The sequence below is a fragment of the Actinomadura sp. 6K520 genome (genome assembly GCF_004349245.1).
Classification (GTDB): domain Bacteria; phylum Actinomycetota; class Actinomycetes; order Streptosporangiales; family Streptosporangiaceae; genus Spirillospora.
This window is the reverse complement of the sequence record NZ_SMLC01000097.1, coordinates 1-18,646: the sequence shown is the minus strand read 5'-3', so window position 1 is coordinate 18,646 and position 18,646 is coordinate 1. Positions and strand designations below refer to the sequence as shown.

Sequence of the window (18,646 nt, the reverse complement as noted above, 5' to 3'; positions counted from 1 at the left end):
CGTCCCCCGCGATCCCGATCCGGCTCCGGTGTGGCCAGCGCCACACCGCCCGGGCGGCTAGCATTCCGCCAATGAGGCTCCGGTCTGGCACGGCGCGCCGTGCGCGCGGGCGCGGCGGACGGGCGGTGCACCGGATGGCCGCGCGGCTGTGGAAGCGGCTCGGCGGCCGTGCCCAGTGGCGGCTCGCGCGGCTCAGGCACCGGACGTTCCTGGTGTACGCGGGCGGGCTCGTCCACGACGACCAGGGGCGGATCCTGCTGCTGCGGCACCGGCTCTGGCCCGCGTACCGCGCGTGGGGGCTGCCCGGCGGATACGTCAACGCCGGCGAGCGGCTGGAGGACGGCGTCGCCCGCGAGATCCGCGAGGAGACGTCCCTGGAGGTGGAGGTCGCGGGGCCGCCAATCGGACTCGCCAGCGGATTCCGGCACCGGGTCGAGGCGTACTACGAGGCCCGCGTGACCGGCGGGCACCTCCGGATCGACGCGGCGGAGATCCTGGAGGCGGGCTGGTTCGGGCCCCGGGAACTGCCGGACGAGATGTCCCCGCGTCTCCGCGCCCTCATCACGGCACTTGACCTAAGGCCAGGTTGAGGTTCCAACCTGGTCTTATGAGCCTCACCGACATCGAACGCGAGTACATCGAGACGCAGCGCCTGGGCCGTCTCGCCACCGTGGGCCCCAAGGGCGACCCACAGAACAACCCGGTCGGCTTCCGCTACAACGCCGAGACGGGCACGATCGACATAGGCGGCTGGAACCTCCCCCGCTCCCGCAAGTACCGCAACCTGGAGAACAACGACCAGGTGGCGTTCGTCGTCGACGACCTCGCCTCGGTCGACCCCTGGCGCGTGCGCGGCGTCGAGATCAGGGGACGGGCCGAGACCACGGTCGGGGACGGCCGGCAGGGTTCCCCGTTCGGCGCCGACATCATCCGCATCCACCCGCGCACCATCTTCACGTGGGGCCTCGACCCCGCAGCCGAGGGCATGACCAAGCGCACCGTCTAGCCGTCCGGACCGCACGCGAAATTTCGGTTATCGCCTGTCTTGCCATGGGTCTGCACTCTCGTCCGCATATCCGCGACGAGAGGACGAGGCGACGCCATGAGCAACCCCCATCACCCCGGGCACGGAAGGCCGCACCGGACCAGGCGGCGGGCCTCCGGCCGCATGGTGGCGTGGACGGCCGCGGGCGCGGCGGGCCTGGCGCTGATCGGCGGGATCGCCGGCACGGCGAGCGGCGCGTTCGACGACGACTCCGGCGCGGCCCCGGCGGCGAACGGCGGGCGGTCGGCCCCGTCCGCGTCCGGCGTCCCCGATGCGGCGGCGCCGGCGCCGAGCGTGACGTCCGCCACGCCCACTCCCGCCAAGGCATCGCCGTCGCGCAAGGCGCGGACGTCCCGCAAGCCGACTCCGCGCGTGACGCGCACCCGGCCGAGCACGCCCGCCCGTGCGAAGGCGCCCGCCGCGCCGGCGGGCGGCGGAAGCGCGGCCGCGCAGGTCATCGCCCTGGTGAACAAGGAGCGCGCCAAGCAGGGATGCCGCGCCGTGAGCGCCGACCCGCTGCTGACCCGGGCGGCCCAGAGGCACTCGGCCGACATGAAACGGCGGGGCTTCTTCGACCACACCAACCCGGACGGCGACGACCCGGGCGACCGGATCACCGCCACCGGATACCGCTGGTCCACCTACGGCGAGAACATCGCCAAGGGCCAGCCGACGCCCGCGAGCGTGATGAAGGCGTGGATGAACAGCCCCGGCCACCGCGCGAACATCCTGAACTGCCGGTTCGCCGAGATCGGTGTGGGCCTGGTGACGTCGGGCGGGCCGTACTGGACGCAGAACTTCGGCACCGCACGCTGATCACCGGGGGGTGGCGAACACCTGCGTCCACCACGGTCCCCCGGCACCGCGCACGACCGCGACCCCGACCATCGTGGAGCGGCAGTCGAGGATGTTGGAGCGGTGCTTCGGGCTGTTCATCCACCCGTCCACCACCGACGACGCGGTCGGCCGGCCCCGGGCGATGTTCTCGGCCCACGCGCTCCACCGGAATCCGGCGGCGGTGATCCGCTCCCCCGGCCCGTCGCCGCCGGAACCGCGATGGTCGAGGACGCGGCGGGCCGCCATGTCCCGCGAGTGCCGCTCGGCCGCGCGGTGCAGGGCCGGCGAGATCCGCAGCGCCGGGCACCCGGCCCCGGCCCGCTCGGCGTTGACGAGCCGGACGACCTGCTCCTCGACACTCGGCGCGGCCGCGCGGGCGGGCCGCCGCTCGACCCGGTCCTTGCCCGGCGCCTCGGTCGGGGTGTCGGCCGGGGCCGGCGTCGGCCGCGCGGAAGCCACGGGGTCGCGGACGGGCGGTGCCGCGTCCGGCGGGGAGTCCCGCACTCCCCAGAAGACCACCGCGGCGGCCACGCCCACCGCCGCCGTCCCGGCCAGCCAGGCGGCCCCCTTTCCCGCACCCGCGGTGGCCCCGAGCCCCGCGCTTTCGCCCGCGCCCGCCGCGAGCTCGGCGGCGTGGAGCGAATGGTCGGCGGGGAACGGGACGAGCACCAGGCCGGCGAGCAGCGCCTCGGGCGGCGCGAGGTCCCGCTGGCGGGCGGAGCACAACCGGCATCCCCGGATGTGCCGGGCGATCCGCTTGCGCCAGAGGGGCGAGGGCCGTCCGTCCCACCCGGCGAGCAGGGGTTCCAGCCGCCCGCACCGCCGCTCCGCCACCACCCGGGCCACGCCGCGGCACGTCGCCAGCTGCTTCTTCATCCGCTGCACCCGGACGGCCGCGTGCGGCGCCGACAGCCCGAGGCCGTCCGCCAGCTCCTTGCGGGTGAGGTGCCCCGACGCCTCCAGCCACCACAGCGCGAGCAGCTCACGCTCGTCCGGGTCCAGCCACCGCGTCGCCGCGGCGATCTCCCGGCGCTGCTCCGACAGTTCCAGCCGCAGGACGGCCAGTTCGGCGAAATCGTCCTCGGCCCCCGCGAGCCGAGCCAGGGCCTCCGGCTCCATCGGCGTCCTGCCGCGCTGCGACCTCCACCGGTGACGCACCTGGTTCATGGCGATGGAGACGAGCCAGGACCTGAACCGCGCGGGTTCACGGAGCCGACCCAGCCCGTCCAGCGCGCGGAGCACCGATTCCTGGACGACGTCGTCCACGTCCGCGTGCCCGCCCAGCGCCCAGCCGACGACGTTGTAGAGCAACGGCAGATGCTCGGCGACCAGCCGCTCCCGGGCGTCGGCGTCCCCCTCCTGAGCCGCCCGGACCAGCCGCTCCACATCCGTGCCCACACGCATACCCGTCCTCCGGCGACTCACCACACATCCATCAGGAGACACCCCAGACCACTGCGGATAACAAGAAGCCGCCCAATTCTCTCTGGCGCCATGGGTGGACGACTCGTCCCTCCTCGTACGGCGCCTTACATCTGATTCGTTCGACGCCTGTGCTCGCGCCCGCGCCCGCGCGCGTTGCCGGGGCGGCCGGGCCGGGTTGTCACATGGGCGTGTGAGAGTGGACGCATGCCGTTCAACGCGCCACCGAACACCGCTGCGTGGCGACACGCCGAAGCACGCGACGGCTTCGAGGTCGCGTTCTTCCGTCCGCGTGGCGGGGGCTACCGCATCGAAGGCTGCACCACCGCCGTCGAGGACGGCCAGACCTGGGCCGTCACATATCTCGTCGACCTGGACTCACGCTGGACCACCCGCAGCGTCCAGGTCACGAGCCGCACCGCCGCCGGGACTCACCGAACCGAACTGGAGACCGACGGAGCCGGGAACTGGCGCGTCAACGGCGAGCCCGCCCCGCACATCACCGGTTGCCTGGACGTCGACCTGGAATCGTCGGCGATGACCAACGCCCTGCCCATCCACCGCCTGGATCCGCCCACAGGTGCCAGGGTGTCCACTCCGGCCGCATACGTCCGAGCGCTGGACCTATCCGTGGAGCGGCTGGAGCAGGAGTACACGCGGGCCGGGGACAGCGGATGCCGCTACGACTACGTCTCACCGGCGTTCGACTTCTCCTGCCGGCTGACCTACGACGCTTCCGGACTCGTCCTCGACTATCCGGGCATAGCCACCCGCACCGCCTAACCCGTGCCACACCACACCAGCCCGGCCCCCGGCGGCGAACGTCGTCGCCGACCTTGGACTTCGCCGTCAATCGGGCGCCTTGCCGTCCTCTCGGATCAGCGGTCTTGAACGGCCGAGACGGGACGGAGGGAGGCTGTGCGGGAGGCGTTTTTCCGGTAAGCCGTCGGACTCTTCCCAAGAGTCCTTTTGAACGCCGAGCTGAACGCGAACGCGTCGGTGTAGCCGACTTCGCGGGCCACGGCGGCGACCGTCATCGACGGATCCACCAGCCGTTCAGCGGCGAGAGCCATCCGCCATCCCGTCAGATAGGCCAGCGGCGGCTCGCCGACCAGCTCGGTGAACCGCCGGGCCAGCGTCGTGCGGGACGCGTGTGCGGCGGCGGCGAGAGAGGCCAGCGTCCAGGGGCGTCCCGGATCGGCGTGGATGGCGCGCAGGGCCGGGCCGACGACCGGATCGCCCAGGGCCAGGTACCAGCCGGGACGCACCGCCTCCGGACGATCGAACCAGTCACGCAATGTGCAGACCAGCAGCCAATCGAGCAGCCGGTCCAGGACGACCTGACGGCCCGGACGGCAGGCGTCCAGCTGAGCCTCCAGGTATCCGCGCATCGAGGCGCAGTCATGGTCGTCCGGGACGACGACCATCGGCGGCAGCACGGCGACCAGGCGGCGCGCGACCTCGCCCGTCAGGCGGTACGAAGCGGTCAGCAACACGGCCTCGTCCGCAGCACCGGACATGGAGACGTCGCCGGCGTCGCACACGGTGCGCGGCGCGTCGGTGTCGGCGAACACGAACGGCTCGGGGCCGCGCACGATCGCGGCCTCACCCGTCCGAAACGGCAGGACCAGATCACCCTGCCTGAGCACGCCCTCCCCGCGCATGAGCACGCACAACGTCAGCGGCGGGCCGTCGGCGAAGCGCAGCCCGCACGGTGCCGTCAGCGACGAGGTGCCGAACGCGGCGCCCTCGCCGCGCACGCCTTTGAGCAGATCATCGAACGGGTCCACGTCGTCACGATATAGCCAGACTCCGGTCGGGACGATCGGACATGTCCGCGGCACGCTCGCCCATGTCCGGAGCCCGCGCCGCCCGGTTTGCTGGAGCCATGGACAAGATTTTGGTACTTGCGGCGACGGGCAAGACCGGACGCCGCGTGGCAAGCCGGCTGCGCGCTCAGGGCCGACGGGTCCGGAGCGCGTCACGCTCCAGCGAGGTGCGCTTCGACTGGACGGACCCCGACACCTGGGAGCGGGCGGTCGACGGAGCACAGGCCGCGTACGTGGTCGCCCCTGACGACCCCGGGCCCATCAAGCCCTTCGTCGACCTGGCCGTCACGAGCGGCGTCCGCCGACTGGTGCTCCTGTCGGGCCGGGGACTCGAACACGCCGCCCCCGACTTCGCGCAGGGCATGGCGGCGGCCGAACAGGCCGTGCGGGGTTCCGGCGCGGAGTGGACGATCCTGCGTCCGAACCAGTTCAACCAGAACTTCGACGAGGACCTGTGGCACGCGCCCCTGCGATCAGGACGCCTGGCACTGCCGATCGGAGAAACCCCCGAACCCTTCATCGACGTCGATGACGTGGCCGCGACCGCCACGGCGGCCCTCACCCACGACGGCCACGCAGGACGCCTCTACGAGCTGTCCGGCCCAGAATCGCTGACCTTCGGTGAGACGGTCGCAACAATGGCGCAGGCGGCGGGACGCCCGATCGACTTCGTCGAGTTGACACCGGAGGCATACCGAGCGGAACTACTGGCCGAGGGAGCCCCGGAAGAAGTCGCAGACGCACTGAACGCCATGTTCGCGCTGCATCGAGCGGGCCACACCACCGAACCGACCGACGACGTCCGGCAGGTCCTGGGCCGCCCACCGGCCACGTTCGAGGACTATGCCGTCCGAACCGCAGCCTCCGGCACCTGGTCCCTCTAACGCCCACCAAGCGGACCGGCACGCCCCTGCCCCGCCGGTCCGCTGAAAGCCGCCGGCCCGGACGATGCAGATCCGTCCGGCACGCCCAAGCCTGCTGTTCGTCGTCGCCGAATCGCACTTCGAGGGGCGGGCCTCAAACAGTCCATAGAAGACGCCCATGGCCTACACGCAACAGTGTCTCGCCTTAGGGAGCATCGGCCAGGAGTCGTCATAGCCGGTCCGGTACCGAGCGTCCAGTGCGGCGGCCGTTCAGCGGTTGCAGGGAGCTGAACGGGCTAGAGGCACCGCATTGTCCTTGCCCGCCTGAGGAGGCGCCAGGCCGCCGCGCCGGTTCGCAGGTCGTGGACGAACGCGCATTGGCGTGGGCTCTGCGGATGGTACGGGAGGAGTTGAGCGCCCGTCGTATTGGAATCCCCTGCCTGGTCGGGGGGCCGTCGAAGTTGCCCGAAGAAGTGGATCGGGCACCGCTGAAGCGTACGAGTTGTGGGCCGGTGCACTATCGGGTGGCGGGCATGTCCTGCACGGAAGGAAGCAGGATAAGGTGCGTTTGTGAAAGCCGCGGTTCACACCAGGTACGGCCCGCCGGAAGTGGCTCGGATCTCCGAGGTGGACGATCCTGCGGTCGGAGACAACGACGTTCTGGTCAGAGTGCACGCGACGACGGTGAACCGGACTGACTGCGCATACCGCGCGGCCAAACCTTTCTTCATGCGGGCGGCCACCGGCCTTACCCGGCCGCGGCGCAAGGTGCTGGGGACGGAGTTCGCCGGGGTGGTGGATAAGGTCGGCGGCGGCGTCACGTCCCTTGCCGTGGGTGACAGGGTCTTCGGGTACAACGAGGGCGCCTTCGGGACGCATGCCGAGTACCTGTCGGTTCCGGAAGGCGGCATGATCGCGACCATGCCGGCGGGCATGAAGTTCGGAGAGGCCGCTCCCGCCACCGAGGGTTCGCACTATGCGCTTTCCTCCATCAGGAAGGCGGGAGTCCAGGCCGGGCAGGACGTCCTGGTCTATGGCGCGACCGGTGCCATCGGCTCGGCGGCGGTGCAGTTGTTGAAGTGTTTCGACGCTACGGTGACCGCGGTTTGTGACACAGCGAGCCTTGAAATGGTGCGTGGCCTGGGCGCCGACCGCGTCATCGATTACACGGCCGAGGACTTCACCGCGGACGAGCAACGATATGAGGTGGTCATCGACGCGGTGGGTAAGACCACTTTCGGGCAGTGCAGGCGGCTACTGAAACCCGGCGGCGTTTACCTGTTCTCCGACCTGGGTCCGTGGTGGCAGAACCTCGCCCTCACGCTCGTCACGCCGTTGTTCCGCGGGAAGAAAGTGCAACTCGCCGTCCCCCAGCAGGACAAGGAGACGGCGCTGCACCTGCGGAAGTTGATGGAGTCCGGACGGTTCAGGCCCGTCATCGACCGGCGCTACCCACTGGATCAGATCGCCGACGCCTACCGGTACGTCGAAACCGGCCAGAAGATCGGCAACGTCGTCATCGACGTCGTCCCACCGACCTGACCCACCCATCCGGCCACCAAGGCGGAGGGAACCAAGGGCACGAGCGCCGAGGAGACCGAAGCTCCCCCGGCCGCCCCACCTGATAGGCCGCGCCCACGCTCGCGCAACTCCAACCGGATCTCCGGCCGCAGCGAGCAAGAACGATCGAACCGGGGCGGAGACACGGATGACGGTCAGCACCACAGCCTGGCCTGGTAGGCGGGGCCGTAGGCCACCGCGCATCCGGTCATGGCTGGTGACCACTCGCGTTTCCATGCGCGGTCACCCAAGTTCGCGGACGCGTCGCGCAGTAGCAGAATGCGAGTGGCGGGGCAGGGGGTTCGAGGTGTTACTGGTTGAGGTTGTCGGACATTATGCGCATGTTGGAGATCACGCCGGTTGAGCTTCTTACCGTTTGTTCGGCCAGGCGGCGGGCCGGGGTGAATCTTCCGGCCTCCTGTTGCTGGGTCGCCAGGCTGAGCAGTTCCTGCTGGTTCTCGACGAGGAACTTCAGCAGTTCGGTGTCGTAGGCCGTATCCGACAAACGGTTCAGTTTCTTGGCGGTCTGGCCTGCTGGAGTGGACTTGGGCGTCGGTATGTTCCAGGTCTTGAGCCAGGATGTGAGCATTTGCAGCTCACCGTTCCGGACCGTGAGCATACCAGTGGCGAGGTTCCGGATCTCCGTGTTCTTGGTGCGCTCGGGAGTCTTGCGGAGTATTTCCGTGACTTCGAAATGGCTGATGTATGCACCCTTGATGAACTTCACGTCCCATTCGTTGTACGCGGCCGGGGACTTCATCTCGTACGCGGATGCGGGGATGCTGCGCTGGCTGGCCGGGGTGCCACCGCTGCAGCCCATGACCAGCGACCCGCAGCACAGGATCGGAATGACGAGCAACGACCTTCCGAGCTTCATGGTGCCGCCCTACCTGGCATTGAGAGGCGAGAACGCGATGGCCCACAGCAGCAGGGCGGGGGAGATGCCGGCGAGTACGATCCACAGCGGAGCGAGCACTCCCCCTCTCCCCCGGCGGGGCGCACGGTGCTTCAGGGCGACGGCCGTCCAGGTGGCGAGCAGCGCGCCGACCAGGGCCGGTGCGAGCGCGTATATGGAGAGCAGGAGGCCGCTGGACACGAACGTCAGGAACGCGGAGAGCAGAACCCAGAACGTCTTGTAGCGTGGTCCATGATCTGGGTGTCCCGAACCGGGAACGCTCGTGTTCACGCATATCACCCTGTTCCCCTACCCCTGGTAGGTGACGGTTGATTGGCCGTGGCACCGGGTGCAGAGGTACTCGATGGTCTTCTGCCGGCGCCCGCCGAAGAATAGCACCGAGTTCATGCCGTTCGTCGTGTAGTGCGGGATCCGCAGGAACTCCCATGATGGATACATGTCCGCACGAAGCGTCGCCCTGAAGCTCCGGCCTTGCTGGGCGACGTTCAAAGTGCCGTCGATCGCCCCCGGGATACCGAAACCGGCGACCGTGTTCAGGGAGTTGGCGAACTGGAAGCCGACAAATACGGCTCCTCCGCTACCGCTGGCGCCGATCTTGTTGTAGCTGTAACTGCCCCCGCAGATCGTCATGATGGAGTCGCATTCCATCCCTCTCGGAATCGATGTGCCGGTCTGCTGGAAATTCAATGCGTCCTTGCAGCCGAAGGCCAACGGACAGCTTGGGTGCGCCATCGCTCCGATCTTTCCCGACTTCGGCTCCCACACGAAGGACGCTCTCGATGAGGCGAAGATCTCGTCCGAGAAGTTGCGGCCATCGCCGATGAGGTCGCTGAACCAGTCGAGATTGAGGATGGGGGCGCGGGCCAGGAACAAGTCCGAGTCCGAGCCGCCGCCACCGCCCTGGATCAGGATCGAACTGTAGGCGCCGCTCGCCCTGTACACCAGGTAGGCCGCTCGCGCTTCGTAGTGCGCACGGTTCTCCATAAGCGGGGACATGCTGGCGGGTGTGGAGTCTGGCCCGCCAACGCCGTTCTTTACGGCCTCCACCTTGTAGAAGTAGACGCCGGGGTTGATCAGGTACTCAGCCGTGAATCGGTTGGTGGTGACGGGGTAGGGGTATTTGCGCCAGGAAGTCGGGGTGCTGTAGTTCCCTGGTGGGTTGACGGCGTAGTACACGTTGTAGCCGTCCGCCCCGGAGACGGGATTCCAGCTGATCCTGGACTTGTAGGGACCGTATTGCTGGGCGCTCAGGCCGGTGACCCGCGGTGGTAGCGGGATGGTGACCGACGCGATGTTGGAGTAGTTCCCCTCCTGGTAGCCGTTGGCCGCCCGCAACTGGAATCTGTACGTGTGCCCGGGGGTCAGCGCACTCATCGTCCACGGATCGGACGACACCGCGAAGGGCAACCTGGTCCACGCGCTGCCGTTGTCGCTGACGTAGATGAAATAGCCGCCCGCGGTCGATGTGTTCGACCAGGTGAGGGTGGCCGTCCCACGCCAGCTTCCGGTTGCGGAGAGATTGCCGGGGGCCTGCGGTGTGGGGCCGAGCGGTATGACGCTGACCGTGTTGGAATAGCCTCCGGGCTGGAGTCCGTCGACCGACTGAACGCGGAATTCGTAGGTTGCTCCGTTGATCAGGCTTCCGACCGTGAACGTGCTACCGGACACCCCGAACTGAAGGCGTGCCCAGCTCTCCGGATTGGGACTGACCCGGCGGTACCAGATGTAGTAGGACGTTGCGCGCGAGGCGGCGTTCCAGTACAGGATCGCCTTTCCGTCGCGGGAACTGGCCGTGAGCGATTCGGGGCCGGGCGGGGCGGGACCCGTCGGCACGGTGCTCACGGCACCGGTGGTGCCCCCGGCGATGAGGTCGTTGTACGCCTGCACCTTGTACTGATAGGTGGCGCCGTTCACAAGGCCACTTACGGTGAAGGTGTCGTCGCAGACCGGGTAAGGGAATCTGGTGAAGTCCGGTTCGCCCGCCGTGACATTCCGTTGCAGAATGGAGACGCAGGTCGCATGAGCGGGCATGTTCCAGGTCAAGACGACGCCGCGGTCGGCGGCTCTGGCCGTCAGGCCGGTCGGCGCGCCGGGCGTGGTTCCGGTGGGGGTGACCGTGACGGCCGCCGATGTCCCGCCCTCGATCAGCCCGTTCACGGCTTGCAGCTTGAGCTGGTAGGTGGCGCCGTTGAGCAGGCTGCCGTAGGTCCAGGAACTGCCCGAGACGGGATAGGGCAGCCGGGTGAAGCCGCTCTCGCCCGCGGTGACATTGCGAACCAGAACGAAATAGCCTGTCGCGTGGGCGGACGCGTTCCAGGTCAGCTTGGCATTGTGGTCACCGGCGGTGGCGGACAGGCCCGTGGGCGCCGCGGGAGCCGGCCCGGTCGGCCTGACCGAGACCGCGGCGGTCGTCCCCCCTTCGATCATCCCGTTGACCGACTGTAGTTTGAACTCGTACTCACCGCCGTTGAGCAGGCTGCTCGCGGTCCAACTGCCGCCGGACATCGGATACGGCAGCTTGGTGAAGTCGGTCTCGCCCGCGGTGACGTTTCGCATCCACACGTAGTACCCGGTCGCGTGATCAGCGTCCGTCCACGTCAACGTCGCCTCACCATCCCCCGGCGCCACCGACAATCCGGTCGGCGCCGCGGGAGCCGGCCCGGCCGGCGTCACCGACACCGCACCGGTCGTACCGCCCTCGATCATCCCGTTCACCGACTGCAGCTTGAACTCGTACTCACCGCCGTTGAGCATGTAGCCGCAGGTCCAACTGTCGCCCGACACCGGGAACGGCAGCCTTGTGAAGTCGCTTTCACCGGCGGTGACGTTCCGCATCCACACGTAGTACCCGGTCGCGTGATCGGCGTCCGTCCACGTCAACGTCGCCTCACCATCCCCCGGCGCCACCGAGAAACCGGTCGGCGCCGCTGGGGCCGGGCCGGTCGGCGTCACCGACACGGCATCGGTCATGCCGCCGAGGATCGCACCGTTGATCGCCTGCACCTTGAACTCGTACGTCGCGCCGTTGAGCAGGAGCCCGTCCGTCCATGGGCCGCCGTCAACGGGGTAGGGAAGGCGCGTGAACGTGGTGTCGCCCCACGTGACGTTCCGCTTGTAGATGTAGTACCCGCTCGCGTTCGGAGCCGCGGTCCAGTCGAGGGTCGCCTTGCCGTCGCCCGCCGTGACGGTGAGGTTCGCCGGCGGTTGTGTGGGAACCTCCCCCGTCACGGTGACCGTCGCGGTGTTCGACCAGGCGCCGCCGTCGTGGCCCTTGTACGCCTGGATTTTGAGCTCATACGTGTTGCCGGGGATGAGGGTGGGGTTGGTCCATGGGTTGTCGTCCGGCCCCAGCAGGTACGGCAGGTCGTGGAATTCCGTGTCACCGTTGGTGGTGTTCCGCTGGGCGACCTTGTATCCGGTGGCACCGGTGGAAGGCGTCCACGACATGACGCCTTGCCCGTCGCCGTTGGCCGTGGCCTGCAGCTGCGGCGGCTGCTGCGGGCCCAGCGGGACGGTCGGGTACGGACGCGGGTAGGCGGCTCCGAGGCCGAATTCCGTGGCCAGCGCGTCGGAGAACGCGGCGGCTATCTTGACGTCCCCCGCCGCGTTCGGGTGAGTGCCGTCCCACATGTCGTCGTCCGGGTTGATGTCGGTGTTGTTGTCCGCCACGGTGATGGGTGATGTGGCCGTCGACATCGAGGACGCGACATTGGAGATCCGTGTGTTGTAGTCGGACACCAGCGACGCGAACGCGGAATCGGTCTGTGCCCGGCTCGTCGGCAGAAGCTTGCCGATGACCAGCTTGATGTCCGGCTTGGCCGTCCTGGCATTGGTGATGAAGGCGCGAAGGTCGGCCTCGGCCCCCGCGGCGTCGTTCATCGCGTACATCAGGTCGTTGATGCCGAGGAGGACGAGCATGTAGTCCGGTGAGGCGGCCGACACCTTGTTCTGGATGACGGATTTCTCGTCGAGCAGCATCCGCCCCCACACCGCATTATGCGAGGTGGGGAAGCTGGAATCGGCGTAGGTGCAGTCGCTCTGCCGGTCCTGGACGTTGTCGAAGAGCGAGTTGTAGGGGCCGACGAATTGCGGGGTGACGCCGTTGGCGGTCAGGTGTTTGTAGAGCCGGTATCGCCAGGTGTAGTCGCCGCTGCTGCCCTGCGAGATGGAGTCCCCCGTAATCATGATCTTGGGGGTCCCGCCGGTGGGCTCGTCCGGGAAAGGATCGCAGGGGCGCGGCATATCCAGGGCCGCGGTGAGCTGCTGCCCCTCCCCCGCCTTCGCCCGGAGCCCATCCGGGTCCTTCGGATCCGGCTTCGGGTCCGCCTTCGGCGCTTGCTTCTCCGGGGACGGGACGGGTTGCGACGGCCGCGAGCCGACGGCCGGTTCCGAGGTTCGCGGGGGTTCACCCGGCGGCGTGGTCTCGGCTTTCGGCGGTTGCGTCGGCGGAATGGTGGGCGCCGCGTTCTCGCCGGCGCTGGGCGCGGGAGTGGGCGCGGGCTCCGCGGCCGCCGGACGCGCCGGCAGCGCGACGAGCAGCGTACCTATCAGGACCCCGATGAGCAGAATACAAAAACGCGCTTTCGGGTGCGAGTGGTAACGCATTCCAGCCGTCCTTCATGCCTCGTGACCTCTGAGCACACATGCGGCCGGAATCACGCAATGGTTCCACACAATTCCCGCTGGACGAAAACTTAACATGCGAAAGTCTGTTCGCCACTGTGATCCGAATCACTGACTTACCAGACATGTTGCTGTTTTCGAAAGTTAATTGTCATCCGTTCTAGGCATGCCTTTATATCTGACTTTCAGCGATCATGAGGTGACCATCGGTCGACCTGGGCGGCACGCGCCGCGCGTTCATCTTTCGGTTGACCTCGGCGGTTGTGCATCGTTCACCTGCCCGTTACATCGCATTAACGGCTTCTGGTCCGCCGCAATGCTCGCTCCTGGGAGGCTGCGGGCGCACCGGCTGAGCCGCTCCCCACACTTCGACGAACCGGAATCCACGCCAGCCGGGGTCGGCACGCGACGAGGTGGTCGCGATGGCTTGGCGTCCGGGCCGGTGTCGCCACCCGCTGGTCGTCGGTGAGCTCCCGCTGTCGCGCTCGCGGGCTGGAGTGGCCCGGGAGTCCTTCGGGCAAGGGTGTCTAGGCGGGTGGTGGTGGCGACAAATGTTCACCTAAGAGATGGAGGTGGTGGTCTTGCGCGGCTGGGATCGGTGGGAAACTTGAGCGCATCTGACCATTTGCTGCTCATGTGAACGGGCGGCGTCCTCGTCCTGCGGCGAGGCGCCGCTCGATTGCTTGCCATGATCCCGCCGCGGCGGGGGTCCATCACGAGGAGTTACCGCTCCACATGACGTGGTTTGAATCCATCATCCTTGGGCTTGTCCAGGGGCTTACCGAGTTCTTGCCGATCTCCTCTTCGGCCCACCTGCGGCTGACGGCCGTGGCCGCCGGGTGGCGCGATCCGGGGGCGGCGTTCACCGCGGTGACGCAGATCGGGACCGAGACGGCGGTGCTCGTCTACTTCCGCAAGGACATCGCCCGGATCGTCATCGCCTGGGCGCGCTCGCTGGTGGACAAGGAGGCCCGGGGGAACATCGACGCCAAGATGGGCTGGCTGGTGATCATCGGCTCGGTGCCGATCGGTGTGCTCGGCCTGACGCTGAAGGACTACATCGAGGGTCCGTTCCGCGACCTCCGGCTGATCGCGTGCACGCTGATCGGTCTGGCGATCGTGCTGGCCCTCGCCGACCGGTACGCCGCGCGCAACGCGGAGCGGGCGCAGACCGCCGGGCGGCACCGCGCGAACCGGCCGGTGAAGGACCTGGACGACCTGACGGTCCGGGACGGGCTGATCTACGGGCTGTGCCAGTCGCTCGCGCTGATCCCCGGGGTGTCGCGGTCGGGCGCCACGATCACCGGCGGGCTGTTCCTCCGGTACAACCGCGCGGCCGCGGCCCGCTACTCGTTCCTGCTCGCGATCCCGGCCGTCCTGGCGTCCGGCGCGTACGAGCTGACCGAGATCGGCAAGCCCGGCAGCCACGTGGACTGGGGACCGACGATCCTGGCCACCATCATCGCCGGTCTGGTCGGCTATGCGGTGATCGCCTGGTTCATGAAGTTCATCTCCACCAGGAGCTTCATGCCGTTCGTCATCTACCGCATCGCCCTCGGCACCACGGTGCTGGCGCTGGTCTGGTTCGGTGCGCTCGACCCGTTCGCCGGCGGCGTCCACAGCGGCTGAGGACCGGCGGGAGGTGACGGTGCCCGGCGGCGGGTCTGGTGAGCAACCTCGACTTCGTCTCGTAGGGCACGTGTCCGCCGCGCGGATGCGGCGAGTTCACTCGGTTCGGTCGGACGGGCGGAGGGTGCCGGTGGCGAGTTCTTCTAGGCCGAGGCGGAGGGCGTTCGTGCCGGCCTCGTAGGTTTCGCGGAGGGTGGTCTGCAGCGTGCTCAGCTTGCGGAAGGCGCGGCCCAGTTCGGCCTGTCCGTCCAGGGGAAGGCGAGGCAGGCGGCAGCGGCGGACGTCGAATCGGGCGGATGAGGTGGCACTGCGGAGGCGGGCGCCCTGCGCGCCTAGCAGGAGCCACCCGGCGACGAAGTCGGGGTCGCTGCGGGAGGGGTCGACCCGGACGACGGCCAATCCGGGGCCAAGGATGGCGCCGTCTTCGCTGACGACGCGCACCGCAGGGTAGCGGGCGGCCAGGGAGACGACGACGTCGCCGGTGTGGAGGCGGAGGTCGTCCGGGGTCTCCGCCGCGGTCGCCCTAGGGTCTCTGTGTTCGGCCAGGTCTTCGAACGTCAGGACAGGGACGTTCCCCTCGCCGGTCTTCACCTTGGCCGGGCCGCGCAGGACGTCCAGGACACCAGCCTTCGCCAGCTCACCGATCGTCGTCATCGAGACGTCGTCGCGTGCCTTGGACTGGGTGAGGAACGACAGTTCGGTGGCCGTCCGCTGGAGTTCCTCGGTCTTCGCTGACAGGAGTTCGCGTGCGACGGTGAACGACCCCTCCGACGTGGGGGCGCTTCGTTGCGGAAGGTATCGCGCAGGGGTGAGGTCTACTTCGTCGTCCAGCAGGTCGATGATGCGTACGACCACGCTGGAGTCGGTGCCGTCGTCCTTGCCCTTGAGGTAGTTCCGCCAGGCGTTGAGGGCGACCTTCTCGAAGCTGGTGGGGTCGGCTGACGTGTCGACCATGAGGACGTCGTCCGGGGGCTGGTCGCCAGGGGACGGACGGCGCAGCACCCACACCGTGAGCGCGACGGCCATGTTCGGCACCGCGCCGGGTGGCAGCCCGATGATGGCCCTCAGCGCGCCGCGGCGGAGCAGTTCGGCGCGGACGCGGCGTCCGGAACGGCGGTTCGCGACGGCCGGTGGCATGAGCATGACGACGACGCCGCCGGGACGGGCGTGGGCGAGGCCGTGTTGCAGCCACGCGAGCTCCGACTCCATGCGCGGTGGGAGCCCGTACTCCCAGCGTGGGTCGCCGGTCAGTTGCTCATAGCCCCATCCACGGTCGTTGAACGGGGGGTTGGTGACGACCAGGTCGACCGTCCGGCCGGCGAAGGCGTCGGCGATGAGCGAGTCGCCGGAGTGGATCTCGGCGGGGGCACCGCGCAGCGCGAGCTGGATGGCCGACATGCGCGCGGTCGTGTCGTCGATTTCCTGCCCGAGGAGCTTCTCGACGTCCTTGAACAGGTCGTTCGCCATGCCCAGGTACGCGCCGGTACCGCAGGCGGGGTCGAGGACGGTGCGCGCGGGGCCGCCGAGGTCGAGCATCAGCCGGACGACGGGGTCGGGCGTGAGGTAGACGCGGCGGCTGTGGTGCTCCAGGTAGCGGGTGCGGAGGAACTCGAAGGTCTCCGCGACGCCCAGTTCGTCCACGAGCTGAGAGAGGGCGCGGATGAGCGGGACGGGGTCGGCGGGACGGACGTCCGGCATCAGGGCGGTGTGGGCGCGGACGGCGCCGGGGAGGGCTTCGGCGATCTTCTCGTCGGGAGCGGCCGACAGTTCGCGCCAGTGGTCGCGGTCGGCGCGCAGATAGAGGAGGAAGGCGCCCGCGAAGGCGAGGACGTCGGCGAGCTCGACGTCCCCGTAGGCGGCGCCGCGGAGGGTCTGCCAGACGCGTTCGCGGACGGGCGAGTCGGCGAGTTTGCCCTGGCCGCGGAGCCAGGCTTCGACTTCGGCGAGGGAGAACGTCGGGCTGACCGCCGTCCCGCCGACTGGCTGGGGGAAGTCGTCGTGGCGGCGGCGCCAGTTGCTCACCGCGGCCCGTCCGACCGCGGCCAGCCGCGCGATATCGGCCGCGGTCACCGTCGCACCGTTCGACACCGGCTCTCCCATCAGCGGACAGGCATCGGTGATCTCACCCTAGCGTCTTCCAGCGGTTGATCTGGTTCACCGAGACAAGGCGAACTCCACTGTCACACATGCCAGCATACGGAACATTGTAGGTTGATTGTCTTCACAAACTCCCGGCCGGCGGCTCGGCCGCCCAAACGACCCGCCGCAGAGGGGTGCGGTCAGTGTTCGCAAGGGGCGGGCTTTGGCGCGGCTCGTCCGTCCGGCACGGGATGGGCAGGCGCCTGATTGCTGCCGCGTTGCCTGGCCCTTGCGGGCCGGCCGAGGACGACTCCGGTCAGGACCAGCGCGAGCCCGCATAGCTGCTGGACGGTCAGTGCCTCACCGGCGATCGCGGTGCCGAGCAGCACGCCCGTCGCGGGGTTGAGCAGGCCGATCAGGCCCACGGTGCCCGCGGGGAGGTGCCGCAGTCCGGCGAACCAGGCGACGAAGGCGAGGGCGGTGGCGACCAGGGCCACGTAGGCGAATGCGAGGAGCGTCGGCATGGGGAGCGCGGGCGGAGGACCCTCCACGGCCGCGGCGACGGGGAGCAGGAAGAGACCGCCGGCGACGAGCTGCCAGGTGGTCGCGGCGAGCACATCGACATCCGGACTCCAGCGCTTGGCCAGGATGTAGCCGAAGGACGACATCACCATGGCGGCGGCGGAGGCCAGGACTCCTGCCACGTTCACCGTTTCCGTCCCCGCGAGCAGCATGAGGCACACCCCGGCCAGCCCTGTCGCGGCACCGGCGAGGTGGGCGCCCCGAGGCCGCTCGGACACCAGCGGCCACGCGATGAGCATCATCGTCAGCGGGGACGTCGCCATGACCGTTGAGGCGACGCTCGTCGGCAGCAACTGGGACGCGATGTAGACGAGGGCGAAGAACACGCTCACGTTGAGCAGCCCGAGCACGGCGGACCTCCACCACCATGCGCCGCGTGGCAGCTTCCTGCACAAGGCCAGCAGGACGAGCCCGGCGGGCAGCGCTCGAATGGCGGCCCCGTAGAGGGCGTGGTCGGGAGGGAGGAATCCGCGGGTGACGAAGTAGTTCGTCCCCCAGGCCACCGGCGCCACCGCGGTCACGGCCGCCCAGCGCAAGTTAGCTTCCACGGAAGACAATATAGCTTCCCGGGAAGCTATATTGGCCGTCATGGAAGACCGGCGACCGCTGGACCACGTGGCCCGCATCCAGGCTGACTGGCGCCGCGAACGTCCCGACGTGGACGTCGCCCCGCAGGGAGTGATCGGCCGATTGCACCGCCTGGCCGGCCACCTCACCAAGGAACTCTGCGCGGTGTACGACCGCTACGGCCTCAGCGAGGGAGAGTTCGACGTCCTGTGTGCCCTGCGCCGTGCCGGTGAGCCCTACGAACGGGTGCCGGGGGAACTCGCCGCCCACACCATGGTCACCACCGGCGCCATGACGAAGAGACTCGACCGCCTGGAGCGGGCGGGGCTCGTCACCCGCCGCCGTTCCGAGGACGACCAGCGCAGCCGGATCGTCGCCCTCACCAGACCCGGACGCGAACTGATAGACCGCGCCTTCACCGACCACATGCGCAATGAGCGACAGCTCTTGGACCTGCTGCCCCCCAGCGAGGCCGAGGCGCTCGAAACGCTGCTCACGTCCTGGCTCGCCCGCGTGGAACCCCAGCCCCCGCCCACCAGCGACTGAGGCCACCGCTCCCCCGGCGGGTCGGTAGGTGTCAAGTCAAACGGGACAGGGGCCAGTGATCGCTAGGCGGCTTGTTTCTCCTGGTCAGAGCTGGTCTGGTTGGTGGTGCCCTCGTCGGCTCGGTTGATCTGCGCGAGTGTGGGGATCT

General features: G+C 68.9%; 15 protein-coding genes. 8 read left to right on the top strand and 7 right to left on the bottom strand.

The annotated features are described in order from the left end of the window. The first annotated feature begins 71 nt into the window (after positions 1-71). The 3 genes from E1289_RS23600 (at position 72) to E1289_RS23590 (ending at position 1,861) form a co-directional block, all read left to right on the top strand. Complete coding sequence (locus tag E1289_RS23600) at positions 72-590, top strand: NUDIX domain-containing protein (RefSeq protein ID WP_243713096.1); 519 nt, start codon at positions 72-74, stop codon at positions 588-590. A gap of 17 nt (positions 591-607) precedes the next feature. After that, on the top strand, positions 608-1,006 hold the full coding sequence (locus E1289_RS23595) for a PPOX class F420-dependent oxidoreductase (RefSeq protein ID WP_131983722.1): 399 nt from the start codon (positions 608-610) through the stop codon (positions 1,004-1,006). Positions 1,007-1,102: 96 nt separating this feature from the next. Beyond that, a complete protein-coding gene (locus E1289_RS23590) occupies positions 1,103-1,861 on the top strand; it encodes a CAP domain-containing protein (protein ID WP_131983720.1) in 759 nt (252 codons plus the stop codon). On the opposite strand, the gene E1289_RS23585 is transcribed toward E1289_RS23590, so the two are convergent. After that, complete coding sequence (locus E1289_RS23585) at positions 1,862-3,286, bottom strand: sigma-70 family RNA polymerase sigma factor (protein WP_131983718.1); 1,425 nt, start codon at positions 3,284-3,286, stop codon at positions 1,862-1,864. It abuts the gene before it with no gap. Between the two features lie 225 nt (positions 3,287-3,511). On the opposite strand from E1289_RS23585, the gene E1289_RS23580 reads away from it, so the two are divergent. Further along, positions 3,512-4,087 (top strand): putative glycolipid-binding domain-containing protein, encoded by a 576-nt coding sequence (locus E1289_RS23580; protein ID WP_131983716.1) that lies wholly within the window; start codon positions 3,512-3,514, stop codon positions 4,085-4,087. Positions 4,088-4,182: 95 nt separating this feature from the next. On the opposite strand, the gene E1289_RS23575 is transcribed toward E1289_RS23580, so the two are convergent. Then, entirely contained in the window at positions 4,183-5,094 is a 912-nt protein-coding gene (locus tag E1289_RS23575; RefSeq protein WP_131983714.1) for an AraC family transcriptional regulator, read from the bottom strand. 98 nt (positions 5,095-5,192) lie between these two features. Here E1289_RS23575 and E1289_RS23570 point away from each other — a divergent pair, with 98 nt between their 5' ends. Both E1289_RS23570 and E1289_RS23565 read left to right on the top strand, forming a co-directional pair. Then, positions 5,193-6,017, top strand: a complete 825-nt coding sequence (locus E1289_RS23570) for an NAD(P)H-binding protein (protein ID WP_131983712.1) — start codon at positions 5,193-5,195, stop codon at positions 6,015-6,017. Between the two features lie 549 nt (positions 6,018-6,566). Beyond that, the gene (locus E1289_RS23565; protein WP_131983710.1) at positions 6,567-7,538 is read left to right on the top strand and encodes an NAD(P)-dependent alcohol dehydrogenase; all 972 of its coding nucleotides are present in this window, start codon (positions 6,567-6,569) and stop codon (positions 7,536-7,538) included. A 328-nt stretch (positions 7,539-7,866) separates the two neighbouring features. Here E1289_RS23565 and E1289_RS23560 read toward each other — a convergent pair whose 3' ends face one another. Genes E1289_RS23560 through E1289_RS23550 form a run of 3 tightly spaced genes read right to left on the bottom strand, consistent with a single transcriptional unit; the run spans position 7,867 to position 13,077 of the window. After that, on the bottom strand, positions 7,867-8,433 hold the full coding sequence (locus E1289_RS23560) for a DUF305 domain-containing protein (protein WP_131983708.1): 567 nt from the start codon (positions 8,431-8,433) through the stop codon (positions 7,867-7,869). 9 nt (positions 8,434-8,442) lie between these two features. Continuing rightward, positions 8,443-8,742 (bottom strand): hypothetical protein, encoded by a 300-nt coding sequence (locus E1289_RS23555; protein WP_131983706.1) that lies wholly within the window; start codon positions 8,740-8,742, stop codon positions 8,443-8,445. Positions 8,743-8,760: 18 nt separating this feature from the next. Then, complete coding sequence (locus tag E1289_RS23550; protein WP_131983704.1) at positions 8,761-13,077, bottom strand: fibronectin type III domain-containing protein; 4,317 nt, start codon at positions 13,075-13,077, stop codon at positions 8,761-8,763. 753 nt (positions 13,078-13,830) lie between these two features. Between E1289_RS23550 and E1289_RS23545 the strand changes: the two genes are divergently transcribed. After that, positions 13,831-14,724, top strand: a complete 894-nt coding sequence (locus E1289_RS23545) for an undecaprenyl-diphosphate phosphatase (protein ID WP_131983702.1) — start codon at positions 13,831-13,833, stop codon at positions 14,722-14,724. Positions 14,725-14,820: 96 nt separating this feature from the next. Here the strand turns inward: E1289_RS23545 and E1289_RS23540 are convergent, their stop codons facing one another. Further along, a complete protein-coding gene (locus E1289_RS23540) occupies positions 14,821-16,794 on the bottom strand; it encodes an N-6 DNA methylase (RefSeq protein ID WP_243713095.1) in 1,974 nt (657 codons plus the stop codon). Positions 16,795-17,003: 209 nt separating this feature from the next. Continuing rightward, positions 17,004-17,933 (bottom strand): EamA family transporter, encoded by a 930-nt coding sequence (locus tag E1289_RS23535; RefSeq protein ID WP_243713094.1) that lies wholly within the window; start codon positions 17,931-17,933, stop codon positions 17,004-17,006. A gap of 40 nt (positions 17,934-17,973) precedes the next feature. Here E1289_RS23535 and E1289_RS23530 point away from each other — a divergent pair, with 40 nt between their 5' ends. Continuing rightward, positions 17,974-18,498 (top strand): MarR family transcriptional regulator, encoded by a 525-nt coding sequence (locus E1289_RS23530; protein WP_131983698.1) that lies wholly within the window; start codon positions 17,974-17,976, stop codon positions 18,496-18,498. The last annotated feature ends 148 nt before the right edge of the window (positions 18,499-18,646 follow it).

Coding starts and splice junctions, on each gene's coding strand:
- E1289_RS23595 (WP_131983722.1), top strand. CDS start 608: ATGAGCCTCACCGACATCGAACGCGAGTACATCGAGACGCAGCGCCTG.
- E1289_RS23545 (WP_131983702.1), top strand. CDS start 13,831: ATGACGTGGTTTGAATCCATCATCCTTGGGCTTGTCCAGGGGCTTACC.
- E1289_RS23560 (WP_131983708.1), bottom strand. CDS start 8,433: ATGAAGCTCGGAAGGTCGTTGCTCGTCATTCCGATCCTGTGCTGCGGG.
- E1289_RS23570 (WP_131983712.1), top strand. CDS start 5,193: ATGGACAAGATTTTGGTACTTGCGGCGACGGGCAAGACCGGACGCCGC.
- E1289_RS23580 (WP_131983716.1), top strand. CDS start 3,512: ATGCCGTTCAACGCGCCACCGAACACCGCTGCGTGGCGACACGCCGAA.
- E1289_RS23600 (WP_243713096.1), top strand. CDS start 72: ATGAGGCTCCGGTCTGGCACGGCGCGCCGTGCGCGCGGGCGCGGCGGA.
- E1289_RS23585 (WP_131983718.1), bottom strand. CDS start 3,286: ATGCGTGTGGGCACGGATGTGGAGCGGCTGGTCCGGGCGGCTCAGGAG.
- E1289_RS23550 (WP_131983704.1), bottom strand. CDS start 13,077: ATGCGTTACCACTCGCACCCGAAAGCGCGTTTTTGTATTCTGCTCATC.
- E1289_RS23590 (WP_131983720.1), top strand. CDS start 1,103: ATGAGCAACCCCCATCACCCCGGGCACGGAAGGCCGCACCGGACCAGG.
- E1289_RS23530 (WP_131983698.1), top strand. CDS start 17,974: ATGGAAGACCGGCGACCGCTGGACCACGTGGCCCGCATCCAGGCTGAC.